29 protein-coding genes are annotated in these 26,534 nt (G+C 58.3%); 24 read left to right on the top strand and 5 right to left on the bottom strand.

Annotation, left to right across the window (positions count from 1 at the left end; genetic code table 11):
* The first annotated feature begins 15 nt into the window (after positions 1–15).
* The 17 genes from FJ145_00505 (at position 16) to gloA (ending at position 14,758) form a co-directional block, all read left to right on the top strand.
* Positions 16–1,371: a GTP-binding protein gene (locus tag FJ145_00505; protein MBM4259903.1), complete on the top strand. Its 1,356-nt coding sequence runs from the start codon at positions 16–18 to the stop codon at positions 1,369–1,371.
* A gap of 40 nt (positions 1,372–1,411) precedes the next feature.
* On the top strand, positions 1,412–2,422 hold the full coding sequence (locus tag FJ145_00510) for a WD40 repeat domain-containing protein (protein ID MBM4259904.1): 1,011 nt from the start codon (positions 1,412–1,414) through the stop codon (positions 2,420–2,422).
* 3 nt (positions 2,423–2,425) lie between these two features.
* Complete coding sequence (locus FJ145_00515; GenBank protein MBM4259905.1) at positions 2,426–2,899, top strand: transcriptional repressor; 474 nt, start codon at positions 2,426–2,428, stop codon at positions 2,897–2,899.
* 207 nt (positions 2,900–3,106) lie between these two features.
* Positions 3,107–4,303 (top strand): PEP-CTERM sorting domain-containing protein, encoded by a 1,197-nt coding sequence (locus FJ145_00520; GenBank protein ID MBM4259906.1) that lies wholly within the window; start codon positions 3,107–3,109, stop codon positions 4,301–4,303.
* 2 nt (positions 4,304–4,305) lie between these two features.
* Entirely contained in the window at positions 4,306–4,998 is a 693-nt protein-coding gene (locus tag FJ145_00525; protein MBM4259907.1) for a hypothetical protein, read from the top strand.
* A complete protein-coding gene (locus FJ145_00530; GenBank protein MBM4259908.1) occupies positions 4,995–5,237 on the top strand; it encodes a hypothetical protein in 243 nt (80 codons plus the stop codon). Before FJ145_00525 ends, FJ145_00530 begins: the two co-directional genes overlap by 4 nt.
* Positions 5,215–5,385, top strand: a complete 171-nt coding sequence (locus FJ145_00535) for a DUF2796 domain-containing protein (GenBank protein ID MBM4259909.1) — start codon at positions 5,215–5,217, stop codon at positions 5,383–5,385. Before FJ145_00530 ends, FJ145_00535 begins: the two co-directional genes overlap by 23 nt.
* Complete coding sequence (locus FJ145_00540; GenBank protein ID MBM4259910.1) at positions 5,382–6,395, top strand: hypothetical protein; 1,014 nt, start codon at positions 5,382–5,384, stop codon at positions 6,393–6,395. The genes FJ145_00535 and FJ145_00540 overlap by 4 nt, the downstream gene beginning before the upstream one ends.
* The gene (locus FJ145_00545) at positions 6,392–6,742 is read left to right on the top strand and encodes a PEP-CTERM sorting domain-containing protein (GenBank protein MBM4259911.1); all 351 of its coding nucleotides are present in this window, start codon (positions 6,392–6,394) and stop codon (positions 6,740–6,742) included. Before FJ145_00540 ends, FJ145_00545 begins: the two co-directional genes overlap by 4 nt.
* 218 nt (positions 6,743–6,960) lie before the next feature.
* The gene (locus FJ145_00550) at positions 6,961–7,260 is read left to right on the top strand and encodes a hypothetical protein (GenBank protein MBM4259912.1); all 300 of its coding nucleotides are present in this window, start codon (positions 6,961–6,963) and stop codon (positions 7,258–7,260) included.
* An 89-nt stretch (positions 7,261–7,349) separates the two neighbouring features.
* A complete protein-coding gene (locus FJ145_00555) occupies positions 7,350–8,612 on the top strand; it encodes a hypothetical protein (GenBank protein MBM4259913.1) in 1,263 nt (420 codons plus the stop codon).
* A complete protein-coding gene (locus tag FJ145_00560; GenBank protein MBM4259914.1) occupies positions 8,593–9,564 on the top strand; it encodes a zinc ABC transporter substrate-binding protein in 972 nt (323 codons plus the stop codon). Before FJ145_00555 ends, FJ145_00560 begins: the two co-directional genes overlap by 20 nt.
* A 51-nt stretch (positions 9,565–9,615) precedes the next feature.
* Entirely contained in the window at positions 9,616–10,296 is a 681-nt protein-coding gene (locus FJ145_00565; GenBank protein MBM4259915.1) for an ABC transporter ATP-binding protein, read from the top strand.
* Positions 10,290–11,738 carry a metal ABC transporter permease gene (locus FJ145_00570; protein ID MBM4259916.1) on the top strand — a complete coding sequence of 483 codons (1,449 nt, stop codon included), beginning with the start codon at positions 10,290–10,292 and terminating at the stop codon, positions 11,736–11,738. Before FJ145_00565 ends, FJ145_00570 begins: the two co-directional genes overlap by 7 nt.
* Positions 11,739–11,996: 258 nt before the next feature.
* Positions 11,997–13,169 (top strand): amidohydrolase family protein, encoded by a 1,173-nt coding sequence (locus FJ145_00575; GenBank protein ID MBM4259917.1) that lies wholly within the window; start codon positions 11,997–11,999, stop codon positions 13,167–13,169.
* 10 nt (positions 13,170–13,179) lie between these two features.
* Positions 13,180–14,160 carry an LLM class flavin-dependent oxidoreductase gene (locus FJ145_00580; GenBank protein MBM4259918.1) on the top strand — a complete coding sequence of 327 codons (981 nt, stop codon included), beginning with the start codon at positions 13,180–13,182 and terminating at the stop codon, positions 14,158–14,160.
* Between the two features lie 205 nt (positions 14,161–14,365).
* On the top strand, positions 14,366–14,758 hold the full coding sequence (gloA, locus tag FJ145_00585; protein ID MBM4259919.1) for a lactoylglutathione lyase: 393 nt from the start codon (positions 14,366–14,368) through the stop codon (positions 14,756–14,758).
* Between the two features lie 114 nt (positions 14,759–14,872).
* On the opposite strand, the gene FJ145_00590 is transcribed toward gloA, so the two are convergent.
* The 3 genes from FJ145_00590 to nth are packed head-to-tail and all read right to left on the bottom strand — an operon-like array spanning position 14,873 to position 16,881.
* The gene (locus FJ145_00590; GenBank protein ID MBM4259920.1) at positions 14,873–15,358 is read right to left on the bottom strand and encodes a DUF456 domain-containing protein; all 486 of its coding nucleotides are present in this window, start codon (positions 15,356–15,358) and stop codon (positions 14,873–14,875) included.
* Positions 15,359–15,360: 2 nt separating this feature from the next.
* The gene (locus tag FJ145_00595; GenBank protein ID MBM4259921.1) at positions 15,361–16,191 is read right to left on the bottom strand and encodes an alpha/beta hydrolase; all 831 of its coding nucleotides are present in this window, start codon (positions 16,189–16,191) and stop codon (positions 15,361–15,363) included.
* Positions 16,192–16,245: 54 nt separating this feature from the next.
* Positions 16,246–16,881 (bottom strand): endonuclease III, encoded by a 636-nt coding sequence (nth, locus tag FJ145_00600; GenBank protein MBM4259922.1) that lies wholly within the window; start codon positions 16,879–16,881, stop codon positions 16,246–16,248.
* 58 nt (positions 16,882–16,939) lie between these two features.
* On the opposite strand from nth, the gene FJ145_00605 reads away from it, so the two are divergent.
* Positions 16,940–17,176 (top strand): hypothetical protein, encoded by a 237-nt coding sequence (locus FJ145_00605; protein ID MBM4259923.1) that lies wholly within the window; start codon positions 16,940–16,942, stop codon positions 17,174–17,176.
* A gap of 17 nt (positions 17,177–17,193) precedes the next feature.
* On the top strand, positions 17,194–18,246 hold the full coding sequence (locus FJ145_00610; protein ID MBM4259924.1) for a PA0069 family radical SAM protein: 1,053 nt from the start codon (positions 17,194–17,196) through the stop codon (positions 18,244–18,246).
* Positions 18,247–18,394: 148 nt separating this feature from the next.
* Here FJ145_00610 and FJ145_00615 read toward each other — a convergent pair whose 3' ends face one another.
* On the bottom strand, positions 18,395–18,745 hold the full coding sequence (locus FJ145_00615; GenBank protein ID MBM4259925.1) for a VOC family protein: 351 nt from the start codon (positions 18,743–18,745) through the stop codon (positions 18,395–18,397).
* A gap of 140 nt (positions 18,746–18,885) precedes the next feature.
* Here FJ145_00615 and FJ145_00620 point away from each other — a divergent pair, with 140 nt between their 5' ends.
* The 5 genes from FJ145_00620 to FJ145_00640 are packed head-to-tail and all read left to right on the top strand — an operon-like array spanning position 18,886 to position 23,830.
* Positions 18,886–20,178 (top strand): MFS transporter, encoded by a 1,293-nt coding sequence (locus FJ145_00620; protein MBM4259926.1) that lies wholly within the window; start codon positions 18,886–18,888, stop codon positions 20,176–20,178.
* Between the two features lie 40 nt (positions 20,179–20,218).
* Positions 20,219–21,358 carry an MlaE family lipid ABC transporter permease subunit gene (locus FJ145_00625; GenBank protein ID MBM4259927.1) on the top strand — a complete coding sequence of 380 codons (1,140 nt, stop codon included), beginning with the start codon at positions 20,219–20,221 and terminating at the stop codon, positions 21,356–21,358.
* 4 nt (positions 21,359–21,362) lie between these two features.
* Entirely contained in the window at positions 21,363–22,148 is a 786-nt protein-coding gene (locus FJ145_00630; protein ID MBM4259928.1) for an ATP-binding cassette domain-containing protein, read from the top strand.
* Between the two features lie 18 nt (positions 22,149–22,166).
* A complete protein-coding gene (locus FJ145_00635; protein MBM4259929.1) occupies positions 22,167–23,225 on the top strand; it encodes an MCE family protein in 1,059 nt (352 codons plus the stop codon).
* Positions 23,222–23,830: a hypothetical protein gene (locus FJ145_00640; protein MBM4259930.1), complete on the top strand. Its 609-nt coding sequence runs from the start codon at positions 23,222–23,224 to the stop codon at positions 23,828–23,830. Before FJ145_00635 ends, FJ145_00640 begins: the two co-directional genes overlap by 4 nt.
* Before the next feature lie 246 nt (positions 23,831–24,076).
* On the opposite strand, the gene FJ145_00645 is transcribed toward FJ145_00640, so the two are convergent.
* Positions 24,077–26,482 carry a molybdopterin oxidoreductase gene (locus FJ145_00645; GenBank protein ID MBM4259931.1) on the bottom strand — a complete coding sequence of 802 codons (2,406 nt, stop codon included), beginning with the start codon at positions 26,480–26,482 and terminating at the stop codon, positions 24,077–24,079.
* Positions 26,483–26,534: the final 52 nt, after the last annotated feature.

A 26,534-nucleotide genomic window follows, 5' to 3' on the forward strand; every position in this document is an offset into this window, starting at 1 on the left:
ATGACGGAGGACAAGATGGCAGTTGAATTCGAAACACCGCAGCGCGTGCCGGTCACGGTGTTGACCGGGTTTCTTGGCTCGGGCAAGACGACGCTACTAAACCGAATTCTCACCGAGAATCATGGCAAGCGGATTGCCGTGATCGAAAATGAGTTCGGCGAAGTCGGCGTCGACCAGGAGTTGGTGATTGGCGCCGAAGAAGAAATCTTCGAGATGAACAACGGCTGCATCTGCTGCACGGTGCGCGGCGATCTGATCCGGATTCTCGGCAACTTGATGAAGCGGCGCGAACGCTTCGACTACATCATGGTCGAAACGACCGGGTTGGCCGACCCGGGCCCGGTGGCGCAGACCTTTTTTGTCGATGATGAAATGCAGGCCAAGTTGATGCTCGATGGCGTTGTCACGCTGATCGACGCCAAGCACATCGCGCAGCACATTGACGACAGCTCGGAGGCGCGGGAACAGATCGCCTTTGCCGACGTGATTCTCTTGAACAAGACCGATCTGGTTTCGCCCGACGTGCTCGACAAGCTCGAAGCGCGGATTCGCGGCATGAACTCTGCGGCCAAGGTTTATCGGACCAAGGATGCGATCGTCGACATGAACAAAGTGCTCAACGTCGGCGGCTTCAACCTCGATCGCGCCCTCGAGGTGGACCCCAAGTTCATGGAGCCGGAGTATCCGTTCGAGTGGGGCGGCATCTTTACACTAGAAGCGGGGAACTATGAGCTGCTCCTCAAAGAAGGGCCCGATCCGGCGATAAACGTTGTTCTTCTACCGGCAGCGGAAGCCAACGGCGAAGCGTTGAAAGAGCGCGAGATGGACGCGGTGTTGTTGTTTTCGGATCAAGAGACCGTGCTTGAGTCCGGCGCGATGCTGCAGCCCGAAAAGAAACTATTTCAGCTCAAGCTCGCGCCGAGAGAAAGCCGCTATACGATCAAAATCGAGCAGCGCGGTCACTACGCGCTATTTACCCAGCACATGCCCAGCGAGTTTCAGATGGAGCTGCGCGCGCCGGAGCTGATTGTGCAGCCGGTGCTCGGCCGTGAGTACAAACCTGATCATGTGCACAACGAAGAGATTACCTCGGTGGGTATCGAAGCGCCGGGCGATCTCGACGGCAAAAAATTCAACGACTGGATGCGCGGCATCTTGACGGAGCAGGGGACGGACATTTTCCGGATGAAAGGCGTGCTGAGCATCAGGGGCGAAGCCAATCGGTTCGTATTTCAGGGCGTGCACATGCTGTTTGACGCCAAGCAGGAGCGGCCCTGGGGCGCTGCGGCGCGGCGCAACTCCCTGATCTTCATCGGTCGCAAGCTCAACCGCCAGCAATTAAACGAGGGGTTCCGTGCCTGCCTTGCTTAAGAGCAAAGTCAATGTGCTGGCGCCGTCGTGGCAGCACAAAATGGACGATCACGTCGTTTCGGTGGCCTGGTCGCCGGACAGCCAATGGCTTGCGGCCGCCTGCGTCTCCGGGCCGATTCAGATTTTTTATGTCAAGGACGGCTCCAAGGTGTGCCGTTTGCCTGGCCATGCCTTTGGCACGACCATGATCGGCTGGAGTCCCAACGGCAAGCAGTTCGCTAGCGCCGGGCAGGACGGCACGATCAAATACTGGGATATGCTGCAGTGTTCGGAGAGTCATTCCATGGACGCCGGCGCGGCGTGGGTCGAAGCGATCGCCTGGGGAGCGGCCAATGGCAGCGGCCCGGTGCTCGCCAGCGCGGCGGGAAAAAAATTACGGCTATGGACCATGGATGGACAGTTGTTGCGCGAATATCCGGACCATCCGAGCACGATCAGCGACGTTAAGTGGAGGCCGCTGCGCGAGGGAGCGAAGGAAGAGCGACTTGCTTCGGCGGCCTACGGCCAGCTGGCGTTTTGGCGCGCGCAATCGAACGAGCCGGTTACCAAACTCGAATGGAAGGGGTCTCTCTTGACCATCGCCTGGAGTCCCGATGGAGCGTTTGTTGCCACCGGCAACCAGGACTCGACCGTGCACTTCTGGTTCGTCAAGAGCGGTGAAGATCTGCAAATGTCCGGCTATCCAACCAAGGTCCGAGAGCTGTCATGGGACTTCAACAGCCGCTATCTCGCCACCGGCGGCGGCGACCAGATCACCATCTGGGATTGCAGCGGCAAGGGGCCGGCGGACACACAACCGATCGTCCTCAAGGGCCACCAAGGCGTGCTGCATTGCTTGGCCTATCAGCCCTACGGGGTTTTGTTGGCGTCGGGCGGCGACGATGGGATGGTAGGGTTGTGGAATCCGAAAAAAGACAAGAAGCCCGTCGGCGTTCATGCGCTCGAGGACGCGGTGTCCGAGGTGGTTTGGTCGCCGGACAGCCGGAGCTTGGCGGTCGCAGGGCACAACGGCGAGGTGAGACTGATACGAGTCGCAAAGGGCGGGGAATAAAGCATCGACATCGGTTTGAAAATCGCCGGCGAGCGGAGTATTTCAGGGGTCGTGAGCAAGGCTTCGGAAATAATACAGAAGACGCTCGTTGCGGAGGGTTACAGCCAGACCGAGCCGCGGCGCCAAGTGCTGGAGGTTTTTCTCGACGACGACAAACCGCTGACGCCGGCGGCGGTGCACAAAAAGTTGCACGACCGCAATATCAACCTGGCTTCGGTCTACCGCGCCATCGAGTTGTTCTGCCGGCTCGGCGTTTTGACGGAGGTCGATCATGTGGCCGAGGGGCAGCGTTTTGAGCTGTCGGACGAGTATCGCGGCCACCATCATCACTTGATCTGCGGCGGCTGCGGCAAGACCGAAGATATCGAAGATTGCGGCATGGAGGATTTTGAAAAACTGATCAGCCAGCGATTTCGTTTTAAGATTACGCGCCACGAGCTGCGGTTTATCGGTTTGTGCCAGCGCTGCCAGCGCTAAAATTTTTTGCTGGCGTAGTGCGAACGATTTGCATTTATCAATAATGGCTTTCTCGGGTCCTCAGTAAGGCTCGGGTCGCTAGCGTCATCAGAGCCGGGAGTTCGTGTGTGCCGGTACTGCAAATGATTCGCAATTTGCAAGAAGAGTTTACAAGTGATGAAAGCAAAGAAGTGACCCCGTTAGGGGCGAAACAGCCTGGAGGAGATCATGTTAATTTCCCACGCCCTTGTCGCGAAGCGCGTTTTTTCACTGATGAGCGCGGTTCTCGTCGTTGCGCTATGGACCCATTTGGCGCTGGCGCTGAACTACAACGTCACCGACCTGGGCACGCTCGGCGGAACTTTCGGTTTCGCCAACGGCATCAATAACCACGGCCAGGTGGTCGGTGAAGCGAGCCGGGGCGACGGCGTGGTGCGGCCGGTGCTTTGGCAAAACGGCCAGATCGTTGACCTGGGCACGCTCGGTGGCAACGACGGCAAGGCCTTCGACATTAATGAGAGCGGCGTGATTGTCGGCCGCGCGGCCAACGCCGCGGGCAGGCTGCGGCCCTTCATCATGGACTACGCCAATGGCGGACCGATGCGCGAGATTCCACCGCACGCCGGCGCCGTGCCGGCTGCCAACACCACCGATGGCACCGCCTATGGAATAAACTCCAGCGGCGTAGCCGCGGGGCACGGACGCAACGGCGCGGCGCTGTTTCAAGCCTTTACTTCCAACGGCACTTCGACGACGACAGTACCGACGCCAGGCGGTTCCAACGGCCGCGCTTGGGATATCAACGACGCCGGACAGATCGCCGGCTGGGGACGCGACGCCAGCAATGCCATCGTCGGCTATCGGTGGGACCCGATTGCCGGGCTAGTGATCGTCGGCAACCTCGTGCCCGGTGCCGACGTCTTTGGCGTTGGCATCAACAACAGCGGGCACGTCAGCGGCGCGATCCAAAAAGACTTCGGCCATCAGACACCGGGCCGCACAGCGATCTCGCGGTCGTTTCTATGGAACGGCTCGACAATCATCGACATCGGCTTGGTCCCCGGCTTCGACGGCTCGGCAGCAAATCTGATCAACGATCATGGCCAGATCGTCGGCTTAGCCTTCAACTTCGATGTGAACGGCAACGCCATCAACTCGACCGCGTTCCTCCATGAAAACGGCGTCAACCACAATCTCAACACACTCATCCCCGCCAGCTCCGGTTGGTACCTCACCAATGCCTACGACATCAACGAGCGTGGCCAAATTGTCGGACAGGGTGTGTTTCAAGGGCAGACGAGAGCGTTTCTACTAACCCCGCTGAGTGTGCCGGAACCGGCGAATGTGGTTTTGCTCGGCATGGGGCTGATCGCTTGTGCGTGGCTCGTCAAACGCACCGGCAAACGGCGCCGGGAAATTCTGTAAAAGTGGCTGCCCAAATCGCCATAGCCGTGCCCGGCGCCGAGCGCCTGCCGCCTGCGGCGCTGCTCGGGCCGCCACCAGAGGCCGAGCCTCCGCAGGCGCTTTGGCTGGCGCCGGACGTGCGGTTGTGCGGCAAATTACTTTTCGACCAGCAGATCTGGTGCTGGGGCTGCGACGTGGAAAACCCGCACGGCAATCTACTTTTGCGCTACGGCTTCAAGCGGCGCCGGCCGCCCAAAGGACGCGACGGGTGCAGTCAGTATTCGCTGGCGCTCGAGCGCGGCGAGATCCGGCTTTGGGGTTGGGGCGTCTTGTGCCGCTTGGGCGGACGCGGAATTTTTTTGCGCCGCTATCGCTTTTTCCCCCAACTGCGTCCACCGGCGCGCCTGCGAGCCATGGTTTTTCTGCCGAACCAAGTGGCGCCGCTGTGTGACCCTGTGAGCGAGCCAGAGCAGAAGGCGGCGCGCGCCCGGCTTGCCGAGCTTTGCTGGTGGATCGCCGGCTACGAACGTTGGATCGCCAGGAACTGCGGCAGTGATTATCGCAAAACCGCTCTCGACAAGTGGCACAAACCGCTCGGTGCCTATGCCCATGAGATGGCGCAGACCTGGCAGGTGATCGCGGCGCGGTGTCAGCCGCCGACGCCCGGGCGACGCGCCGGCGCTTTATTAAGTATGCAGAGGAGAACATTCGGATGAAGCAAAGCTCTATAGGTTTACATACGCTCATGTGGGCGGTTTTCTTGGCCATCCTGTTGGTGGTTTTCAAACTGGCCGAGGCGCAAACCAAGTACAAAGTTAGCGACCTCGGAACCCTGGGCGGCAACCAGAGCTTTGCGCTCGACGTCAACAACTCGCGCCAGGTGACCGGCAACTCACGGACGACCAACAGCACGCTGCCGCGAGCACCGCGAGGTGCATGCGTCGTTCTCGTATGACTGCGAGCGTTCGCCGGCCGGGAGCCGGGTGAGTTTCGGTGTGACCAAAATGTTCCCGGAGATCCACGAGCTCAAAGTGCAAGTGCTGAGCGACGCCAAGCAGAGCGGCGCGACGATCAAGAAAGATAGGGGGGATGTCGGCCTATGAATGCCTTACAAACCCAAACACTAGTTTCGCCCGTTTACGTTATCGGCGGCTTTCTCGGCAGCGGCAAGACGACGCTGTTGAAGCGGCTGCTCAAGCGCGCGATCGAGCGCGGCGTCAAGCCGGGCGTTTTGATGAACGAGTTCGGCGAAGCCGACGTCGACGGCGCGTCCCTGTGCGACGGCGATCGCGACGACGATATCGAGCTCAAAGCGATTCTCAACGGCTGCATGTGCTGTGATTTATCCGGCACCGTCGATCAAACGCTGCGCCATTTGCTGGAGGAAGTTAAAGGCGCGCCGGTGTTCATCGAGACCACCGGCCTTGCCTCCACCGGCCAGGTGCTCGACAGCGTGCGCGAGTCGCTCGCCAAGTCCGAGCCGGGAAAAGCGAAAGGACGCTTGGCGTCCTCGGTGGTGGTCGTCGACACGCCGCGCTTCGAGGCGGTTGCCACCGCCTGGTCGGAAGGCATCAATCACCTGCGCCATGTCGATACAGTGATCCTTAACAAGATGGACGGCGCGGACGGCCAAACAGCCGAGCAGGTCGAGCGGCGTGTGCGGCAGGCGAATCCCGATGCCAATATAGTCCGCGCAACCTTCGCTGACATCGCGCCAGAAGCAATTACGGAAAGCATCGCGCGCGCCGCGCAGACGACGGCGCCGGGCGAGGCGACGGCCGACTCAACGGCGGGCTTTCGCAGTTTGACCGTCCGCATTCTCTACCCCATCGATGTCGAGAAACTGAAGGATCTGCTGGGCCGCTACCGCGCGTCGATCGTGCGCGCCAAGGGCTTTGTGCGCACGACCACGGAGCGGGGCATCCAAGAAATCCAATGGGTGCCCGGCGCGTTGACCGTTACGCCTTATCGCACTGAAAAGCGCGTCACCGCCCATCTTGTCGTCATCGGCAGGCGCGTGCCGTGGAATCGCTTTTTCGAGCAGCTCGACAAAGCGGTGCCGACGCCGAAAAAACAACGCAGCAAGTCAGCCAGGCCAAAAAAGAAGCGATGAAGCAAAGGACAACAATGAAACCGATCGTTTTGTTATCGGGGGTTTTTTTTGCCGTCGTCAATGACCTCGGCCACGTTGTGGGCTATGACGGTGCCGGCGCAGGCTTCCTGCGGATCAACGACAAGTTCTCTCCCTTCACTGTCCCCGGCGGGGTCGTCACCTTCCCCACGAGCATCAACAATGCTGGGCAAATCGCTGGCTTCGTCTCCTTGGACGGCGTGACGTCGCGGGCATTCCTGGCGACGCCAGTCCCCGAGCCGGCGTCGGTAGGCCTCATGAGTTTCGGGATTATTGGGCTGGCCGCTTGGCGTTATAGGAAACGCAGGAGCATTAGTTCATGGGTTTAGCACCCGCTGAAATGCCTGCGGGCGGATTTCATCGCCCTCGAGCTGATACTGCACCGGTGCAGCAGTCTTCCACGAGGCGGCACCTCCCACAGTGGAAGAGCTTGCGCGAGATCGGGAAGCGTACCCGAACTATGGCGCGGGTCGGGTCGCTCTATGTATCGATTGAGACATCTTGTCATCCGTTGACACCCAGCAGCACCTTGGATAGGTTCAGAGCCGTGCATAAACAGAACAGTAAAGAGACGCGCAATTGGGCAGGCGCATTGGTTTGTGTTGCCCTGCTGTTGTTTCTTTTCGTTCTGCCGCTGCACGAGCATGCCGCGGAAACGGGCACGCAAAGCAACGAATGCGCCTGCGTGCACGGGCAGCGAATACAGCTCGGTTTGCCCGCGGCCACTGTCAGTTTTGCGCTGGTGGCGCGGTTCTCTGCGGTTGCCGCAGTGCCGGCGTGCCGGCAAGTTTCCCGCAGTCTATTCTCCCAGGGCGTGCGCGCGCCGCCCGCTGTGCTCGCCGCATAGTTCAGCTCTGTTTTTCTACCATTTTTTGGCGTCTTCCCTTTTTCACGGAAAGAGGAAGGCTATCTATGTTCGTTTGTGGGAGGTTCTCAATGATGATTTCATTTTCCGCAGCGCTGCGCCGCGCGGTGCTGCCAGCTTTGTTTGTTTGCACCGTGACAACGCCGGTAACCTATGGAGCGACTTCGGAGCTCGATGCATTGCGCTCTTCGTTTAAGGGCATGCAGGAACAGCTGCAAAAAGCTTTACAGCGCATCGAACAGTTAGAAAAAGAAAAGACCGCGACCAGCTCGCGCGTCGAGCGGGTTGAGAAATCGGTAAAGTCGAGCGCCGGGGCGGCGAGCGCGCTCAATCCGGCCATCGGTGTCGTGATCGACACCACTGCCGAGCACCGCAGCACAGTGGGCGGCACGTTTAACTTCCGCGCCGCGGAACTCGGTCTGGCTGCGTCCATCGATCCCTACGCGCGTGGTTATGCAATCATCACCGGCAGCCGCGAAGGTGTCGAAGTCGAAGAAGCGGCGATGGTCACGACCTCTTTGCCGTGGAATCTGCAAGCGCGTGGCGGGCGTTTCTTCGCGGACTTTGGCCGCTTGGCCAAGTTTCATCCTCATGAATACGCTTTCGTCAACTCACCGCTATCGTTGGAACGTATCGTTGGCGGCGAATCGAAAGCTGATGGCGTCGAGTTGAGTTACTTATTCTCGACGCCGTTTTTTCTGCGCGCCACGCTCGGCGGCTACAACAAGATCGGCGCCGAAAACGAGCGCCTAGACGACAGCAAGTCGCGCTCGTGGAGCCGCTTTACTTACCTGGCGCGCTTGAATACCTATGCCGATTTGACCGACAACCACAATCTGGAGCTCGGCACGAGCATGGCTTACACGCCGTCGGTGCGGCTGGTGGACATCGGTGGCAGCACGCGCAACTTGGTGGGGCTCGACCTCACTTACCGTTATCAGCCGCTGGGTCGGACGACGGATCAGAGTGTGACCTGGGGCAACGAGCTTTTCGTCAATAGCGAGCGGCGCGCGAAAACTTACGACGATGGACGTGTTGTCGGTCGGCGCCGCAATGCCTTTGGCGGCTACAGCTACGCCGAATGGCAGTTTAACCGGAACTGGGCCACGGGTTTTCTCTTCGACTATGCACCGAGCATCGACAGCCCAGGAAAAAAGACCAAGGGCTACTCGCCCTTCTTAACCTGGAGCCCGAGCGAGTTTAACCGCCTGCGCTTCCAGTTCACGCATCTCAGTGACATGGTTCGCGAGGAGAAAGCCGAGCGCGGCAATCAAGTATTTCTGCAATGGACGACCGTGCTCGGAAGCCATACGCATGGTTTCCGGACCCGTTGAGGGCTCGTCCCGGGAGAATATAGCAATGAAAGTGAAACGACGAAACTTTATAGTCCTGGCGATGCTGGCGCTCTTGGGCGCCGGCTCGTACGGGAACGCGACGGCCCAGTCGATCCGGGTGATCGCCACGGTGCCGGACTTGGCGGACATCGCCAAGCAAATCGGCAAAGAGCTGGTCGTCGTGGAGAGCTTGACTAAGGGCGTCGAGTTCATGCACTCGGTGCCGGTGAAGCCAAGCTTCGTGCCGAAGCTAAATCGCGCTAACATTCTGATCGAAATGGGCCTCGCTTTGGAGCATTCTTGGCTACCGGCCCTGTTGGAGGTAGCCAATAATCCGCGCATCCTGGAGGGGCAGCCGGGCAACATCGATTGCTCGAACGGCGTGACGGTGTTGGAGGTGCCGACGAAGATCGATCGCGCCGAAGGCGATGTCCATCCAAAAGGCAACCCGCACTACAACTTGGATCCGCTCAACGGCAAGATCATCGCGCGCAACATCGCCGACGGATTGTCGCGCAACTTCCCGCAGCACAAGGCGACGTTCGAAAAGAACTTGGCCGCTTACCTGGGCGAGCTCGACAAAGCGATTGCCCGCTGGCAGGGGAGCGCCGGGCCGTTGAAGGGAGTGAAGTTTGTCAGCTACCACGGCGACTGGACCTATTTCGCCAATCGCTACGGTTTGCAGCAGGTGGGCACCATCGAAGTAAAGCCCGGCATCGAGCCGACGCCGAACCATCTAGTGTCGTTGGTGCAGCGCATGCAGCAGGAAAAAGCCCAGGTGATTATCTACGGGCCGCAGAGCGACCGCTACCCGCGCCAGCTGGCGGGCCAGACCGGCGCCAGTATCGTGCGCCTGCAAACCAACGCCGGCGCGACGGCGGAAACCGACAGCTACATCAAGTTCATCGACTCTAACCTCAGGAGTTTGCTCTCGGCGCTGAAAAAGGGCTAAAGAGTTGAGCTGTGATGGGCGAATCTCCGTTTTCCCAGAGCGGGCGTCTCGATGGTTGAGACGCCCGCTCTGGTTAGTTTCAGCGATGCCAGCCTCGGTTACCAAGACGCTGTCATCTTGCAGCAGGTTTCACTGCAGATCCATGCCGGCGATCTGATCGCCATGGCCGGACCGAACGGCTCCGGCAAGACCACGCTATTTCGCACACTGCTTGGTTTCTTACCCGTTCTCGGCGGTTCGCTTACACGGCGATGCCAGCTGGGGGAATTTGGCTATGTGCCGCAGAGCGCCGCGCTGGACGCGAGCTTTCCGATCTCGGTGCGTGAGCTGGTTGAGATGGGCAGCTACGGTCGTTTGAAACCGCATGAACGGCTGCCGCGCCACGAAAAAGCGCGCGTGCGGGAGGTCCTGCGGCAGGTCGGCCTTGAAGCGCTCGCGGAGCGCTTATTTTTTTCTCTTTCGGGCGGCCAGAAGCAGCGCATATTGATTGCCCGGGCGCTGATGGTGCAGCCGAAGATTTTGGTCTTGGACGAGCCGCTCGCAGGCGTCGATGTCGAGTCGCGCGAAGCGATCACGGAGCTGCTGTTGAAGATCAATCGCGACGAGCACAGGGCGATCTTTTTCTCGAGTCACGATCTACGCATGGTGCGCGCCGTGACCAAGCGAGTTCTGCGCATCGACCGCGGCCGCGCGTGCTGGGAAGAGGGAGCGACGTCCGATCAGCCATGGTAGGGTTCTTCGAGATCTTCAGTCCATCCTTTTTGCTATTTCCGGCGCTGCTGGGCAGCGTCATTTTGGCCTTTGTTTGCCCTTTGGTCGGCGCCCACTTGATGTTGCGCCGCCGCGTATTTCTCGGTTTGACCTTGCCGCAAATCGCCGCCTGTGGCGTGGCGTTTACGTTCTGGATCTATCACAGCATGGGGTACGCGCACGGCAGCGGCGGCGAGCGCTTGTTGGCGATGGCCGGCTCGCTGGCCCTCACACTGGTCGGCATGGGAATGCTTGCGTATCTCGATCGCCATGCAAGCGGCACCCCCGAAGGCCGCCTTGCGGCCGCGTACGCGCTGGCATCCGCGCTGACGATTCTCTTCATCGTTTTCAATCCGCAGGGCGAATTGGAAATTCTCAACTTGCTCAAAGGCGAAGTGATTACGCTATCGAGCGGGGAACTGAAATTGCTCGCGCTGATCTATGGCATCGTTTATCTCTGTTTGGTGCTGTTCCGGCGCGAGTTTTTGCTCAATTCGTTCGATCGCGATCTGTCGTTCTTGCTAACCGGCGGCAGCACGCAATGGAACTTTTGGCTTTACGTGCTGTGCGGCTTTTGCATTGCCATTGGCGTGATCATGGCCGGGCCGATGTTGATTTTTGGCTTTATGGTGCTGCCGCCGCTGGCAGCGCGCGCCCTGGCGCGCGGCATGAATCGTTTTTTCACCCTATCTTGTCTGATCGGCGTGTTTGTGGCCGTGGTCGGGTTTTACCTGTCGGTGCGGCTCGATCTCCCGTTGGGCCCGACCAACGTGGCCTTCGGCTGTGTGCTGATTTTTGTGATTTATGGAGTGCAAGTCATGATACGTAAATTTCGCGGTGGCGTCGTGTCGCTGCTGTTTGGGTTCGTTTTCGTTGGCGGTTGCGCGACGCAGTCGTCGCAGCATTCGTTAGATTGGCAGAGCCTGCGGCAAAGCCCGGTTTGGCTAGCATCGGTGCGCAACGCGACGCCGAGCGATCTGCGTTTGCCGAGCACCAATCCTTTGCGGTCGATCGCCGAGTGGGCGGGCAAAGTCTCGCCGGACTATCGCCCAACGGTGCCGGATATTCTGCGCGGCACGCTGCGCAAGGAGTTGGAGCAGCGTAAGGTCACCGTCTCCTTGCCCGAGGAGCGGGACATGCGCATGCAGTCTTTTCCCTTTGACGCTTCCAGCGCCGCGGCCAACGCGCGCAGCACGGACTTGAGCGGCTGGCTCTTGCTTTCCGAGATTCGCCGCTGGCAAACCGATGGCCGCAGCCCGCTGCGGGCACTGGTCGAATTCAAGCTTGTGCGCATCGACAACGGTGCGGTGGCTTGGGAACGGCAAGTCAGCAAGACGGTGCCCATCGCCGGGTCGGGACGGCTCGACGAAGTAACGACCGATGGCGTGCGGGAAATTCTGCGCGATGTCCTTGGCGGCTCTTGATGGGCCGGAAGACTCACCACAGAGGGCCAGCGCGGCACAGCCGCAACCAAAGAAAAGAATAGCCGCAAAAAACGCCAAAGGCGCAAAAAGAATTTCAAAGTAGGGCGGGTTTTAAACCCGCCCTACGAGATTCGGAGGGTGCGCCGTGCGCACCGGGAAATTCACGCGCAGCGCTTTTTGTGCCCCTTGTGACGCTGTGTTGCGCTGCCATTGAACACGCGCGAAGCGCACTGATATAGTCCGCGCAAGGTTGAAACTATGACATCTATTCTTATCAAAAACATTGGCACGCTGGTTACCGGCAAGTTGGAAGCGCCGCTGCGGCAGGCGGACTCGATTTTTATCAAAGATGGCGTGGTTCAGGCGATCGGTAAGGGCTTGAATCAAGCCGCCGATCAAACCATCGATGCCCACGGCATCACGGCGATTCCGGGCTTGATCGACTCGCATTCCCATCCATCGATTGGCGAGTACACGCCGGCGCAAAATTCGCTGTCGTGGATTACTAACTACATGCACGGCGGGGTGACGGCGCTGATCTCCGCCGGTGAGCTGCACCTGCCGGGTTTGCCGCTGCCGCCCGACGCGCGCACGGCGTTGTCCGTCGCCATCGTCACTAAGAAGTGCTACGACAATTTGCGCCCATCCGGCGTCAAAGTTCACGCCGGCACGCTGCTCTTGGTTCCTGGGCTTACGGAAAAAGATTTCGATGAGATTCAGTCGCTTGGCATCAAGCTGGTCAAGTTTATTTTCTACGATTACAGCTTGCTGCCCAACGGCGAGGCCAGTCGCTACGTCGATTGGGCGCACGCGCGCGGTATCAAAGTCAAAATTCATTCCGGCGGCGTGTCGCGTTCGGGGGTGAGCCAAGTGGCGGGCTTCGAGATGGTGCAGAAGATCCGCCCGGATATTATCGGTCACATCACCGGCGGGCCGATTCCCATGCCCGAAGAAGACATGATCCGCATCGCCAACGAGACCGAGTGTTTCATGGAGATCTGCACATCGGGCAATTATCGCTTGGCTTTGAGCTTGGCGCGGACGATCAAAGTGAATGGCCGATACGATCGCGTGCTGATCGGCACCGACACTCCGGGCGGCACTGGTATCGTGCCGCGCGGTATCCTGCGCGAGATCGCTTTTATTTCTTCGGTCGGTGAGATTGCGCCGGAGAAAACTATCTGCATGGCGACGGGCAATGTCGGCCGCGCCCATGATTTGAATTTGGGCATTCTCGAAGAGGGGCGGCCCGCTGACATCGTGTTGCTGCACAAGATCACCGGCTCGGTGTCGAAGGATGCGCTCGACTCGTTTTCAAAGGGCGATTTGCCGGGGATTTCCTACGTGATCATCGACGGCGTTGTCCAAGTTGCCGGTCGCAGCCAGCAGACGCCGCCACCGGAAGTGGTTGCCAACCAGTCTTGTTGTTGAAGGAGTTACCGTGAGTAGTTTCGATTTCGGCGTCGGTTTATTTCCGACCGAGCCATTACAAAAAATGATTCACCTGGCCAAGGTGACTGAAGAAGTTGGCTTTAGCCACATTTGGGTGGGTGATTCCCATCTGATCTGGCGCGAAGCTTACGTCAACATGACCGCGATGATGCTCAACACGAGCAAGGTCAAATTCGGCACCGGCGTGACCAATCCGCTGACACGCCATCCATCCGTGGTCGCCAGCGGTTACGCGACGTTGGAAGAATACGCGCCGGGAAGAATGATCGTTGGCATCGGCTTGGGTGATAGCTCAGTAGAGACCATGGGCATGAAGCCGTCGACGCTGGCGAATTTCGAAAAATCGCTGGCGATGATGCGGTCGATACTCGACGGCAAAGAGGCCGAGCTGCCAACAGGGAAAATTCACTTGCTCCATCCGACCAAGAGCCGCGTGCCAATCTACATCGCCGCCAGCGGGCCGAAGATGCTTGAGCTCTCCGGCCGCATCGCTGATGGCATCATTGTTCTCGTCGGCGTTGCCGACGATTACATTGCGCACGCGAAAGAGAAGATTGCCGCGGGCGCGAAAGCGGCCGAAAGGAAGCTAGAAGATATCAATCTAGTCTTATGGGTGCCTTGCGCGGTGTCCGACACGGCCAATGCCAAAGATGCCGTGAAAGCCCACGTTGCGCGCGTGGTGGCTCATCCGCTGCCCTACGTGCTCGACCCCAACGAGCAAAACGTGTTGGAAGAAATTCGCAAAACCTACGACTACTACCATCACATGGACCAGCAGGCGAACCACGCCGAAGTAATCCCCGATTGGCTGGTCGACAAATTCGCCATCGCCGGCACCGTGGCCGAGTGTAAAAAACAGATTGAGCGAATCAAGAAAACCGGCATCCAGCAAATTGCGATCATCCCCTACAGCCCGCCGGGCTGCAGCCGAGAGGAGACGATTCGCGGGTTTGCCAAGGCGATGAGTTAGTGTTCGCTCTCAGCTTCGTTGGTTGCCCATCACAATGAATGTTACTATGATTTTCTCGTGGCGCCGAGTGTGATAATTCGATTAGCCGGGATGGTATCGCCGAAGCTGTTCGACTCGCTACACGTTCGTTCTCCGAGAAAAGCGCGGTGCGTCAAGCAACTTAGTCACTGGCCACTGGACTAAGCGATCGAAAGGGACCTACTCTATGAAAATCGTCCACACCATGATCCGAGTCAATCATCTTGACGAGAGCTTAAAGTTTTACTGTGACGGCTTGGGCATGAAGCTCCTCAGTAAGAAAGACTACGAATCCGGCCGTTTCACCAACGCCTTTGTCGGTTATGGTTCCGTAGAAAAAGATGCGGTGATCGAGCTGACCTATAACTGGGACACGCACTCCTACGACGTCGGCAATGGCTTCGGCCACATCGCTCTGGGTGTGCCGGATGTTTACAAGACCTGCGAAGAGCTGCGCGCCAAGGGCATCAAGATCACCCGCGAGCCGGGGCCGATGAAGCATGGCACCGGCACCAACGCGATTGCGTTTATCGAAGATCCCAACGGCTATAAGATCGAGCTGACCACCCGGCGCGAGTAGCGCGGGCAGGGAGCACGGAGCAGGGAAGCTGCGCCGATCAGTATTGCTCGAGATCGACTTGTTTGATGGCGATCGGCTCCCGCCGCTTCAAGGGCGATGGGCCGCTTATCTTCGCTAGAAGAATCGTGCGATTGCGAAAATGCCGATCATGGCGAAAGCCAGGGCCAACTTTACCGCGACTCCGAGGGCCAAACCGAGCGCTGCGCCAAAACCGGCGCGCGCGGCTTGCTGTAAGCCGCGTTGTGCTGACAGCTCACCGATGACCGCGCCAATGAAGGGACCGAAAATGACGCCGGGGATTCCAAAGAAGATGCCGACGACGGCGCCGATCATGGCGCCGATCAGCGCGCGCTTGGAGGCGCCGAATTTTCTTGCGCCGAACATGGTTGCCCAGAAATCAGCGGCGTAAGTCATGACGGCCATCAGCGCGAGAATGACGATTGCGAGAAGACCGACGTAGTTGAAGCTCTCGGCCCAGGCGGCCAGCAGCAAACCGCCAAACAGCAGCGGTGCGCCGGGGAGCGCCGGCAAAACGAGGCCCACGACGCCGAGTGCTACCAAGGCTGTGGCAAGGACTAGCAAAGGGAGTGCGGCGTCCATCGTTAGCGGCGAGCGTTGGCTTTGCGACGGTGCGGCAAGCGACGAGGGCGTTGGTGCTGCGCGGGCCGCGATGCCGCCAGGGCATCTTGCGCCAGACGTTGGGCGATGATCGTGTAGACGTCAGGAGAAAATCCGAAGCCCAGGTGAGTCGTGCGGACCTCGACATGCTCGACGTTTGACGCCTCAGCGTCGATGCAGGCGCGCCAGGCGACAATATGATCGGCGCGCGAATAGATCGCCGTGACGGGAATGAGCAGTGAAATCCGGTTGCGGGCGTCGACTTCCGCCGCAATTGCGTCCACGTCCACGCCGCGGCGCCGATAGCTGTGCGCGACGACGGTATACTTTGGGCCACCGATAACCGGCGTGCCCAGCGTGATCACGCGACTTACGAGGTCAGGCCGCTCGCGCGCCAGTTCGCGCGCCAGATAGCCGCCCATGCTCCAACCGACCAGGGTGACGTGGCCATTGTTTCTGCGCGCCAGCGAGGCGAGTCGTTTGAGCAGACGCGGAAACAATCCCGGCACGTTTCCAGAGTTGCGTCCCATGCGCCAGCCATGCGCGCTGTAGCCCATCATGCGTAGATAGCTTTTGAGTAGTACCGTGGAACCGTCTCCCGCGCCGTAACCCGGCAGGACCAAGACTGCTTGGCCGTTGCCGCGTGGCTGACGGGCGAGGCTGGGGAAGCGGAGCAAGAGGCGAGGCAACTCGATCAAACCGCGTGCTTCGCGAATTACGCCGGATGAGTTTGGAGGTTGTAGTAAATTGTCTGAGTCGGTAGCCAGTGACGGTTCAAGCATGGCTTCAGCGGCAATCGAGTCCGTATAAATCATAAACCTCTCACCGCCAAAATCATAGCCCAAAGTTCGACACCAGTGCTTGTGTATTTACGTCGGTGTCTTCTGCGGAAACGGGCACAAATCTTTGATGGTGCACTGCGGGCACTTGGGCTTCTTGGCGAAGCAAACGCGCCGGCCGTGGTACTGCAGCAAATGGCAAAAGCGCACGCGGCGTTTCTCCGGCACGATGGCGGTCAAGTCGGCTTCGATCTTGTCGGGATCGGTCCGGGTCGTGAATCCGAGTCTTTGAGAAAGACGCATGACGTGAGTGTCGACGCCGATGGCTTGCTTGCCGAAGGCGTTGCCGAGGACGATGTTGCCGGTTTTCCTGCCGACGCCGGGGAGCGAAACAAGATCGTCTAGGATGTCTGGCACTTTGCCGCCGAAGCGCTCGACTAATGCCGCGCAGCAGTTGTGAATCAACTTGGCTTTGTTGCGGTAGAAATTGATCCTGCGGATTCGTTCTTCGAGCTCGGGCAAGGGTGCCTCCGCGTAGGCTTTGGCGCTGCGATATTTCTTAAATAGCGGCAGGGTGACTTCGCAGACTAGCTCATCGCGCGCCTGGGCGGCTAAGATCAGCGCAATCACCAATTCCAGCGGATTGGTGAAATTAAGATCGAGCTTGGCATCGGGGTGAACCTTTTCCAGCCGGTCAATTAGTTTTGTGATGTTTTGAGCTGCCATTTTGGTTTCGCCGGGAAATATGTTACCAAAAAGCCTATTGCAAGGGGAGGAGTTTGAAATGGAGCTGACTGAAATCAAGCAGAGCATCCGCCAGTTGAAAAAGCAAAAGGCGGAGATTCTGACCACGACCAAAGAAAAGAAAAAGATCAAACGCATTCAACGTAAGGTGAAGCTGCTCAAGCGCGAAAGCCGCGTTTTGGCAAAGGCCAAGAAAGAAGCGGTTGCGCAGGCTGCTGCCGAAGCTGCTTCGAGGGAAGCTGCGGAGAAAGCAGCCGCGGCGGCCAAATCCGCTTAGCAAAGAACTAAACGTCTATGGAACCGTCGCGTCCGTTGCGCGGCCGCGGCTCGGCGACCAATCCCAAAAATCGTTTTGAGTCGGTCGAGCGCGTCCCGGAGCCAACGGACGACGACGAGATCTCCTCTCCCCGCACCCAGTTTTTCCCCGATCATTCTAAATCGCTGATCGCCTACAACGACAGCCCCGACGTCGGTTTCGACGCCAGCATCAATCCCTATCGGGGATGCGAACATGGTTGCGTCTATTGTTACGCTCGGCCGACCCATGAGTATTTAGGTTTTTCTTCCGGCCTCGACTTTGAGACCAAGGTCATGGTCAAGGACGACGCACCGGAGTTGTTGCGCAAAGAGCTTTCCAGCCCCAAGTGGAAGCCGCAACTGGTGGCGCTCAGCGGCAATACCGATTGTTATCAACCCGTCGAAAAGAAGAAGCAGTTGACCCGCCGCTGTTTGGAAGTGTTTTTGGAATTTCGCAATCCGGTGGCGATCGTTACCAAGAATCATCTGGTGACGCGCGATATCGATATTCTCGTCGAGCTGGCGAAATACCAGTGCATCGGCGTGACGATTTCTCTGTCGACGTTGGATCACGACCTGTCGTCCAAAATGGAGCCGCGCGCGTCACGCCCGCTGCACCGACTGGCGGCGATCAAGATGTTGGCCGAAGCCGGCGTGCCAGTCGGTTATCTACAAGCGCCGATGATTCCCGGCTTGACCGATGCAGAAGCGCCGGCCATTGCGATGGCAGCCGCGCAAGCCGGCGCGACTTTTTCTGGCTATGTCGCGCTGCGGCTGCCGCACTCAGTCAAAGAACTGTTTGAAAATTGGCTTAAACAGCACTATCCCGACAAGAAAGAAAAAATCTTACATCGCGTCATGGAAATTCGCGGCGGCAAACTGAACGATCCGAATTTCAAAACGAGGATGCGCGGAGAAGGTGTTTCTGCCGAACAGATGGCCGAGCTGTTTGCGCTGGCACGCAAGAAATCGGGCATCACCGAGAGATGGCCAAAATTCTCAGTGGAGCATTTCCGCCGCGCCGAACGCGGGCAGTTGAGTTTGTTTTGATTGAGAGCAATCGGATTGGGAAATTAACCGCAAAAAGTGCAAAGGGCGCAAAATCGGAGTCGGATAATTGTCTCGCGCAAAGGCGCAGAGGACGCAAAGTTCGGAAAAAAATTTCTTTGTGCCTTTGCGCGAGATTCTTTTTACTATTTTAGTCGCAGTAATACTCGAGCTGATAGCCGTTGGGGTCGGTGATGTAGAAAGCGCTTTTGCCGCGCCGGCCGTCGATCTTGATGCCGTGCTCTTTGATTCTTTTTTCTGTTTGCTTCAATCCGGCTGTAGTTACTTTGAAACCGATGTGCTCTAATCCCTGATTGCCGGATAATTTCTGGTTGCTCTTCACAAAGTTGAGCAGATCGTTGCTGCCCGGCGTGCTTAGAAAAATCATGCTGGGCGGGTGGCGAAACGCAACCTTTAAACCCAAGACCTCGGTGTAGAACGCCTCGGTTTGTTTCAAGTCGCCCACCTTCAGCGCTACGTGGGTGAGACCTTTGCTTGCCATTGGGACGATCCTCCAGCGGTTCGAAACTTGCGCTTGTTATAGCTCCGCCCGAGCTCCGGAATCAAATAGATCGGCGCGAACCTTCCACGGGGTCGATAATCTTGCTAGTTTGGAAAAGCGTTGGCTGCCGCGGTTCCGTCTTGAGTCTTTATCCCCAACATAAACCGAAAATTTTCTACGGCTGGTATATTGTCGCCGTTGGTTTTCTTTCTCACGTTACCTGCGCGTTTCACATGTCGAGCACGCTTAGCGTGTTTCTCAAACCGTTAACCGAAGACCTAAACGTCTCGCGCGGACTGTTCTCGATCTTGCGTTCCGGCGAAATCTTGATCGGTGCCGCCATGGCACCGCTGGTGGGCCCGTTGGTCGACCGCTACGGCGGCCGCTGGTTGATGGCCGGCGGCGCGCTGGTGGCGGGCACCGGATTGTTGCTGCTCGGCCAAGTCAGTTCGTTTTGGCAGTTCTTAGTGCTGCGTTGGCTGCTGGTCGCCATCGGCGGCGTCTTCATGTGTCATATGGTTGTGAGCGTTACCATCTCACGCTGGTTTGTCCGCAAGCGCGGCCGCGCCATTGCGATTGCCAGCTTGGGGCAAGGTTCATCGAAGGTGCTGATCCCGGTCGTCACCGCGACGTTGTTCGCTTGGTTGGGTTGGCGCGGCACCTGGGCGGTGTTTGGCTTGATTACCCTGGTGCTGGTCGTAGTGCCGGCGCTGATCTTCATGCAGCGCAGCCCGGAAGAGCGTGGCTTGAGGCCCGATGGTCTCGATGAGCCGATCGAATCGTCATCTACGAAACCGACTCCGCAGGCGCGCCGCCGCATGGAAGTCGACGAAACCGTCTGGACATGGCAAGAGGTGATTCGCACGCGCACCTTTTGGATTATCTGTTTCATCTACGGCATGGCCAACGTTGGCATCGCCGGGCTCAATTTGCACGTCTTTGCCTACGTTACCGACATCGGCTTTTCGACGCTAGTGGCCGCCACGGTGCTGAGCATCATTGCGTCGACGCAGCTGGGCTCGACTTTGGTCTGGGGACTTGTCAGCGAACGGGTGGAAATTCGTCGCACCAACGCATTGATGTTTTTGATTCAAGCGATTGGTCTGGGCACCGCCATTGCCGGCAGCGGCGTGGCGCCGGTGTACGCGGGATTTTTTCTCTACGGTATCGGTCTTGGCGGCGGTTGGGTTTTGCAAGAGCTGATCTGGGCAACCTACTATGGCCGGGTTTCGCTCGGCATGGTGCGCGGCTTGGGGACGTTGGTGACGCACGCGTTTGGCGCCGCCGGCGCACCGTTTTTCGGTTTCGTCCACGACGCCACTGGCAGCTATCGGTCATCGTTTATTTCGTTCGTCATTGCGTTGGTGGCTTCGGCGCTCTTGTGTTTCATTTTGACCGCGCCGCGCAAGCGAGCCGCTGCGAGCGCGGGTTGACCCAGCAAAGTGACTGCGCATAATAGTTAGATTCGAACCCATGGCATCGACAACCACAACGACGGCCACGCTGCGCAGCGATGGCCTGCGCGACGGCGTGCTGCGGCTTGCCATCGAAGGCCGGCTCGACGCCAATAGCACGGGCGCCATTTGGCGCCAAGCCGACGCCAGCGTGACGAAAGCCAAAGCCAACACCGCCGTGCTCGATGCTTCGCAGGTCGACTACTGTGACGGCTCGGGCATCGCTCTACTGATCCACCTGCGCCAGCAGCAGGAAAAGCTGCGCGGCAGTTTGCGCATCGAAGGGCTGCGGCCGGAGTTTCAAGAACTGCTCGATGATTGGTCGCCCGGTTCTGTCGAACTCGAAACGAAAAAGCCGAAACCATCGGTGCGCTTGGCGGAAGAGATCGGCCAAGGCGCCGTGGAAGTTTGGCGTGACATTCACACGCTGGTTTCCTTTGTCGGGGAGTTGGGCGCGGCGCTCTTCAAAGCCGCACTCCAGCCGCGCACGATCCGCTGGAATGAGACCCTGAGGGCCGCTGAAGAAGTCGGCGTCAACGCCTTGCCCATTGTTGCCATGCTGAGTTTTCTGGTCGGCATCATCATGGCGTTCCAAGCCGCCGTGCCGCTGCGCCAATTTGGCGCCGAGATTTTTGTCGCCAACATGATCGGCCTTTCCGTGCTGCGTGAGATGGGGCCGCTGATGACGGCGATTATTCTCGCCGGCCGTTCCGGCTCCGCCTTTGCCGCCGAAATCGGCACAATGAAGGTGCGCGAAGAGATCGACGCGCTGAAAACCATGGGGCTTGAACCGGTGCGCTTTTTAGTCGTGCCGCGGGTCATCGCCGCCGTCGTGATGACGCCGGTGTTGACGGTCTTTGCCGACCTTTTGGGCATCATGGGCGGCTCGGTCGTCATGCTCTCGCTCGGCTTTCCGTTGGTCACTTTTTTCAATCAGCTTCAGTCGGCGGTCAGTTATGGTTCGCTGGTGGGCGGTTTGGTGAAGGCGTTGGCGTTTGGCATTCTCATCGCTGCCATCGGCTGCCTGCGCGGTCTCCAGACGCAAACCGGCGCCAGCGCCGTCGGACTTTCGACCACCCATGCGGTGGTGAGCGGGATCGTGTTGATCGTCATCACCGACGGAATTTTCTCCGTCATTTACTATTATCTTTGGGTTTGAAGCTGTGGCGGACAATATCATCATTCGTGTCGAGGATTTCACTGCCGCCTACAACGGCCATGTGATTCTCAATCGGCTTAATTTTGAAGTCTTTCGCGGCGAGGTATTCGTCATCTTGGGCGGCTCGGGCTGCGGCAAGAGCACGCTGCTCAAGCATATGATCGGTCTCTATCCGCTGGCGTCCGGCAAGATACTCATCGACGGCCAAAACATTGCGACGGCCGAAGGCGAGACGCGCCTGGAAATATTGCGCAAGTTTGGCGTCATGTATCAGAGCGGCGCGCTGTTCGGGTCGATGACCGTGCTCAACAACGTTGCCCTGCCGCTGCAGGAATTTACGGATCTACCGGCCGAAGCCATTCGGATGATTGCGACGATGAAATTGCAGCGGGTCGGCCTGGGCGGCTTCGGCGAGCATATGCCGTCGGAGTTGAGCGGCGGCATGCAAAAACGCGCGGCGATCGCGCGCGCCATGGCGCTCGATCCGCAAGTGATCTTTCTCGATGAGCCGTCGGCGGGCTTGGACCCGATCACTTCGGCGGAGTTGGACGAATTGATCTTGAGCCTGGCGCGCAGCCTGAAGATAACTTTCGTCATCGTTACGCATGAGCTGGCGAGCATCTATGCGATTGCGGATCGGGTGATTATGTTGGATAAACGAGTCAAAGGGATCGTTGCCACTGGCAAGCCGCAAGAGCTGCGCGATCACAGCGACAATCCTTGGGTGCGCCAGTTTTTTTCACGCCAAGCCACCGACGACAGCCAGCGCAACCATCAATTCGTGAAATAGACTCCCAATCGTAACAAGATGGAAAAAGCGAGTTATTTCAAAATCGGGTTGTTCATTATCGTCGGCACGATTATCGCGGTGATTGGCATTGTTGCCCTCGGTGTCGGCACCATCTTCGAGAAGAAAGTTTGGATCGAAACCTACGTCGACGAATCGGTGCAAGGCCTCGACATCGGTTCGGCGGTGAAATTTCGCGGCGTGTCGGTCGGTAAAGTCGAACAGATCAGCCTGACCAGCGCCGAATACAACACCCAGCGACGCTACATAATGTTGCGCATTGGCTTGACGAGTCAGATGTTTCAGTTCCCACTGGCGGACGCCGGCGGTCCGGCTTTCAAGAGCGAAGTCGATAAAGGATTGCGCGTGCGCCTGGCATCGGCCGGTTTGACAGGCGGAGCATATATCGAAGCCGACTACCAAGATCCGGCGCGCAATCCGCCCCTCGAAATCGATTGGCAGCCGCGGTACCCCTATATCCCCTCAGCGCGCAGCAAGATCACGCAGCTGGCCGACTCCATGGATCGTATCTTGTCGAATATAGAAAAAATCGATGCCGCTCGCTTAGTGGAAGGCGTCGAGAAATCGCTGGCGACGATTACCAAAGTAGCCGAAGGCGCCAACTTCGACGCCTTGGGCAAACAGGCCAACGCTTTCTTGGCCGAGATTCGCGACAGCAACCGGCAGTTCCGTGATTTGATTGCTAGTGGTGACATCAAAAGCGCTGTGGCCGATGCAGCCGCCGCCGCGAAGTCGACGCGTGAGATCATGAGCGGCGCCGAGAAGCCGATCAAACAAGTACTTGCCGATCTGCCTCAGGCTTCTGAAAAGATCAGTGAGTTGATGAAACGGCTCGACACGATTTCCGCTGACCTGCCGGACTCCAGTAACCAGTTGCAACAAACTCTACGGCGGCTTAATCGACTCCTGGCGGGCCAGCAGCAGGAAATTCGCACGACGTTGGATAACCTTCGGGTCATCACTGAAAACCTCAAAGAGCTTTCCGAAGACTCAAAGAAATATCCGTCGCAAGTTATCTTCGGCGCGCCGCCGCCGCCCTCGGGAGTGATGAGCCGATGAAATCGAGGATTGTGTTGAGTGTAGTTGCGTTGGCAACGTTGCTCTCGGGCTGCGTCAGCGTTGAGAAAAGCTATCCGGACAAGCGCTTCTTCGTGTTAGAGATCCCGCGCCGCGAAGCGCAAGCTAGCGCGCCTAGCAGCGGCGTGTTGATGGTGGCGCCGCTGCGCGTCTCACCGCGCTACGAAGGACGGAGCTTCGTTTATCGACGCAGCGAAGCGAGTTTCGAATCGGACTTCTACAATCAGTTTTTGGTTTCACCCGGCCCACTGCTCACCGAAGAAGTTCGCCGCGAACTGAGCCAAGCACAAGTGGCGCAATATGTTGTCAGTGCATCGAGCCAAGCCGAACCAACGCTGGTCCTCGAAGGAACAATCGACGCGCTCTACGGGGACTTCAGAGACATCAACGCCCCGAAAGCAGTTTTGGAAATGGAATTTTTTCTCGCCAAAGAATCGCCCGCCAAAGCGGACATTGTTCTGCGCCGGCGCTACACGAAATCCATCGCGGTCAGCGGGCGCACGCCGGAAGCGTTGGTTAGAGGCTGGAACGACGCGCTGAGTGAGATTGTCGTCGGGCTGGCCGCCGATTTGAAACCAACGAAATAAACCGTTCCAGCGCCAATCAGCTCAAAAAGGCGCTGAAGGACGAACTCGGCCGTGCCAAATTGTCGGTTCGGGTGATTGCCGATGCGTTGAAAAATTCTCCTGCCCAAGTAGTTCGCTTATTGGAAGAGAACAAAGCCTCAAAGCAACTACTCCAATTGTGTCGCTTAGCTGAACTGGCTGGGTACGAGATTCAGTTCAACCTCAAAAAGAAAAAGCGGCATAGCGTCGTCCGGCTTTTCAGCTGTCTTATGCTGCGGAGCGTACTCGACATAAATACGACCGATGCGGCAGCGAGCCACTGACTGGGTCGGCATATTCGGTGCCGATCAAGGTCGCCGGGTTTGCGCCGTATCGTTCGAACGCATCGTAACCAGGCAGTTCCAACTCTCTGCACGCTTGCCACCAACCGTGCTGCACGCAGACGACGCCGTTTACGATATTCGTGGTCACGCGCGCTTTAACTTTGATCGCACCCTTCGGCGTTTCCACAACCATCCATTCTTTGTTTTTGACGCCATATTTTAATGCGGTTTCTGGGTGAATATCCGCCGTTGGCTCGGGCAACGACTTGCGCAGGCTGGTCAGGGAGCGGTGTTGGCTGTGGACGTAGGTTGTGTTTTTCGCGTTGGTTAAGACCAGTGGGAAATCCGCGGCGACTTCGGGGTTGCTTACCGGGCTCAGCGCTGGCTCAACGTATTCGGGCATGGCTGGATAGCCGGCGGCGGCGAACTTGTGACAGTAAAGCTCGACTCGTTTGGTTGGCGTGCCGACGCCGCTGAGATTTCCGTCCTTGTTTAACCTGCTGTGCTTTTCGTAGGTGGGTTGCCGCGTGCGCGAGATCCCTCCCGGCGTGTTCTTCAATTGCTCTAGCGTGATTCCGCTAGGCTCCAGTTCATAGGCATAGCCGGCTTCGATGTCGCCGTGCCAAAAGTGTTCGTCCATGCCCATGCGCTTGGCAAGCTCGAAAAGAATCCACGTATCGGAACGGCGCTCGTGCAGCGGCTCTACCACTGCCGGGCGATATTGGAAGTGCGTCTTGCCTGATGGGCGATGCTCGAACGCGGTGGTGATCGCGGACATTTCCAAGAAACTCGTTGCTGGCAACACGTAATCGCAAAACCCCGCCGTTGGTGTCATGAAGAGATCAATGGCGACGCCGAATTCCAATTTGCGCAGCGCCTCGCGGGCGCGCTGCGAGTCAGCATTGGACATCACTGGGTTACAGCCGAAAGCCAGGAACGCTTTAATCGGATAGGGCTTCTCTTCGATGATCGCGTTGAAGATGTCGTAGGAAGCACAGTTGCCCGGCGCCGCCGGCGGGCCGAGCGGCTTTTGCTCACGGCCGATGCGCAGCGCGGCGGCTTCTTTCGGCAAAAATTCTTTGCCGTCGACGTTGTTGGTCGGCAATTTGGGAAAAGCGACGTTGCCGCCCTGTTTGTCGAAGTCACCGAGCAGGGCGTAGAGCGACGAAATCGCTCGGCTGGTTTGCGTCGCATTGGTATGCTGGCCTAGGCCGTTCCACATGTACAGGCTCACCGGCCGGTTGTGCGCCAGCATCAGCGCGGTCTTCCAGACTTGTTCTGCCGGAACCCAGGTGATCTTTTCCGATTTTTCCGGCGCGAACTCAGCCGCGATTTCGCCGAGGCGTTCGAAGACGGGTTTGCAAATTAACTCGCTGCCTTCTTTGTTTTTGAGAGTGCGGGCACCAAAGAGGGCAGGGCGTACGCCGTCGCGAGAATATTGGCCGCACTCGGGATCGTAGATGACAGCTTCATTCTTAGTTTCGTCCCAAACGAGGTAGCGGTTGGCGCTGCCGTCCTTGCTGATATCCGCTTCGGTAATGACCACGCCTGTGGCTGCGTTGAGCAGGAATACTCCGTTGGTCCATTGGCGGACGAAGTCGACGTCGTACCAGCTCTCTTCGATCAAACAGTGAATCATCGCCAGCGCCAGCGCGCCGTCGGTGCCGGGGCGCACTTGCAGCAGCATGTCGGCGTTGGCGCCGATGCCAACGCGGCGCGGATCGATGACGACGGTTTTCATGCCGCGTTTGCGCGCCTCGACGATGTCGTGGGCGAGGATCAACGACGTCGAGCTTGGGTTGTGGCCCCAAAGCAAAAAAGTTTTGCTGTGCGCCAGGTCCGGTGTCTGAATCGTCGTGCCGAACGTGAAACTAAATCCGGTGTCCTTGTGCCAGTTGCAGACGTGAGTGGTCGAGACCCAATTCGGGCTGCCGTAAAGATATAAGAACCGGCCGAGCCAGCGCTCGACGTCGTCCACCGAGGTGCCGCTCTTGGTGCCTTTGCCGAGCGCCATCGCTTTGGCGCCATGCTGCTCGCGGATCGCGAGAAGTTTTCTCGCGATGTCGTCGAGCGCTTCCTCCCAACTGACACGCTGCCAGCCGGGATCGGTCTCAGTCTTTGGCCGCGTGCGCTTGAGCGGGTAATTCAAACGATCGGGGTTGTAGACCAGCTCCGGCGCAGCCTTGCCTTTGATGCACATGACGCCGCCGTTGGGATGATCGTGGTCTGGGTCGAGCGAAATGACGCGGCCGTTCTGGACTGTTGCGATCGTGGCGCAGTGCGCAGTGCACAAGGCGCAGTAGCCACGAATTTTCTCTTGCGAATTTGGGGATTGCGCGGCTTTGGACATGGGCTCTCCGTTGTTGTCTCGGTTTTTATACTACGCAAATAAGAAAAATGCT

Source organism: Deltaproteobacteria bacterium (assembly GCA_016874755.1).
Lineage (GTDB): Bacteria > Desulfobacterota > Binatia > UBA9968 > UBA9968 > DP-20.

Coding starts and splice junctions, on each gene's coding strand:
- FJ145_00575 (MBM4259917.1), top strand. CDS start 11,997: ATGACATCTATTCTTATCAAAAACATTGGCACGCTGGTTACCGGCAAG.
- FJ145_00590 (MBM4259920.1), bottom strand. CDS start 15,358: ATGGACGCCGCACTCCCTTTGCTAGTCCTTGCCACAGCCTTGGTAGCA.
- FJ145_00555 (MBM4259913.1), top strand. CDS start 7,350: ATGATGATTTCATTTTCCGCAGCGCTGCGCCGCGCGGTGCTGCCAGCT.
- FJ145_00635 (MBM4259929.1), top strand. CDS start 22,167: ATGGAAAAAGCGAGTTATTTCAAAATCGGGTTGTTCATTATCGTCGGC.
- nth (MBM4259922.1), bottom strand. CDS start 16,881: ATGGCAGCTCAAAACATCACAAAACTAATTGACCGGCTGGAAAAGGTT.
- FJ145_00560 (MBM4259914.1), top strand. CDS start 8,593: ATGGTTTCCGGACCCGTTGAGGGCTCGTCCCGGGAGAATATAGCAATG.
- FJ145_00625 (MBM4259927.1), top strand. CDS start 20,219: ATGGCATCGACAACCACAACGACGGCCACGCTGCGCAGCGATGGCCTG.
- FJ145_00570 (MBM4259916.1), top strand. CDS start 10,290: ATGGTAGGGTTCTTCGAGATCTTCAGTCCATCCTTTTTGCTATTTCCG.
- FJ145_00645 (MBM4259931.1), bottom strand. CDS start 26,482: ATGTCCAAAGCCGCGCAATCCCCAAATTCGCAAGAGAAAATTCGTGGC.
- FJ145_00545 (MBM4259911.1), top strand. CDS start 6,392: ATGAAGCAAAGGACAACAATGAAACCGATCGTTTTGTTATCGGGGGTT.
- FJ145_00540 (MBM4259910.1), top strand. CDS start 5,382: ATGAATGCCTTACAAACCCAAACACTAGTTTCGCCCGTTTACGTTATC.
- FJ145_00565 (MBM4259915.1), top strand. CDS start 9,616: ATGGTTGAGACGCCCGCTCTGGTTAGTTTCAGCGATGCCAGCCTCGGT.
- FJ145_00640 (MBM4259930.1), top strand. CDS start 23,222: ATGAAATCGAGGATTGTGTTGAGTGTAGTTGCGTTGGCAACGTTGCTC.
- FJ145_00505 (MBM4259903.1), top strand. CDS start 16: ATGGCAGTTGAATTCGAAACACCGCAGCGCGTGCCGGTCACGGTGTTG.
- gloA (MBM4259919.1), top strand. CDS start 14,366: ATGAAAATCGTCCACACCATGATCCGAGTCAATCATCTTGACGAGAGC.
- FJ145_00595 (MBM4259921.1), bottom strand. CDS start 16,191: ATGATTTATACGGACTCGATTGCCGCTGAAGCCATGCTTGAACCGTCA.
- FJ145_00610 (MBM4259924.1), top strand. CDS start 17,194: ATGGAACCGTCGCGTCCGTTGCGCGGCCGCGGCTCGGCGACCAATCCC.
- FJ145_00605 (MBM4259923.1), top strand. CDS start 16,940: ATGGAGCTGACTGAAATCAAGCAGAGCATCCGCCAGTTGAAAAAGCAA.
- FJ145_00615 (MBM4259925.1), bottom strand. CDS start 18,745: ATGGCAAGCAAAGGTCTCACCCACGTAGCGCTGAAGGTGGGCGACTTG.
- FJ145_00520 (MBM4259906.1), top strand. CDS start 3,107: ATGTTAATTTCCCACGCCCTTGTCGCGAAGCGCGTTTTTTCACTGATG.
- FJ145_00530 (MBM4259908.1), top strand. CDS start 4,995: ATGAAGCAAAGCTCTATAGGTTTACATACGCTCATGTGGGCGGTTTTC.
- FJ145_00510 (MBM4259904.1), top strand. CDS start 1,412: ATGGACGATCACGTCGTTTCGGTGGCCTGGTCGCCGGACAGCCAATGG.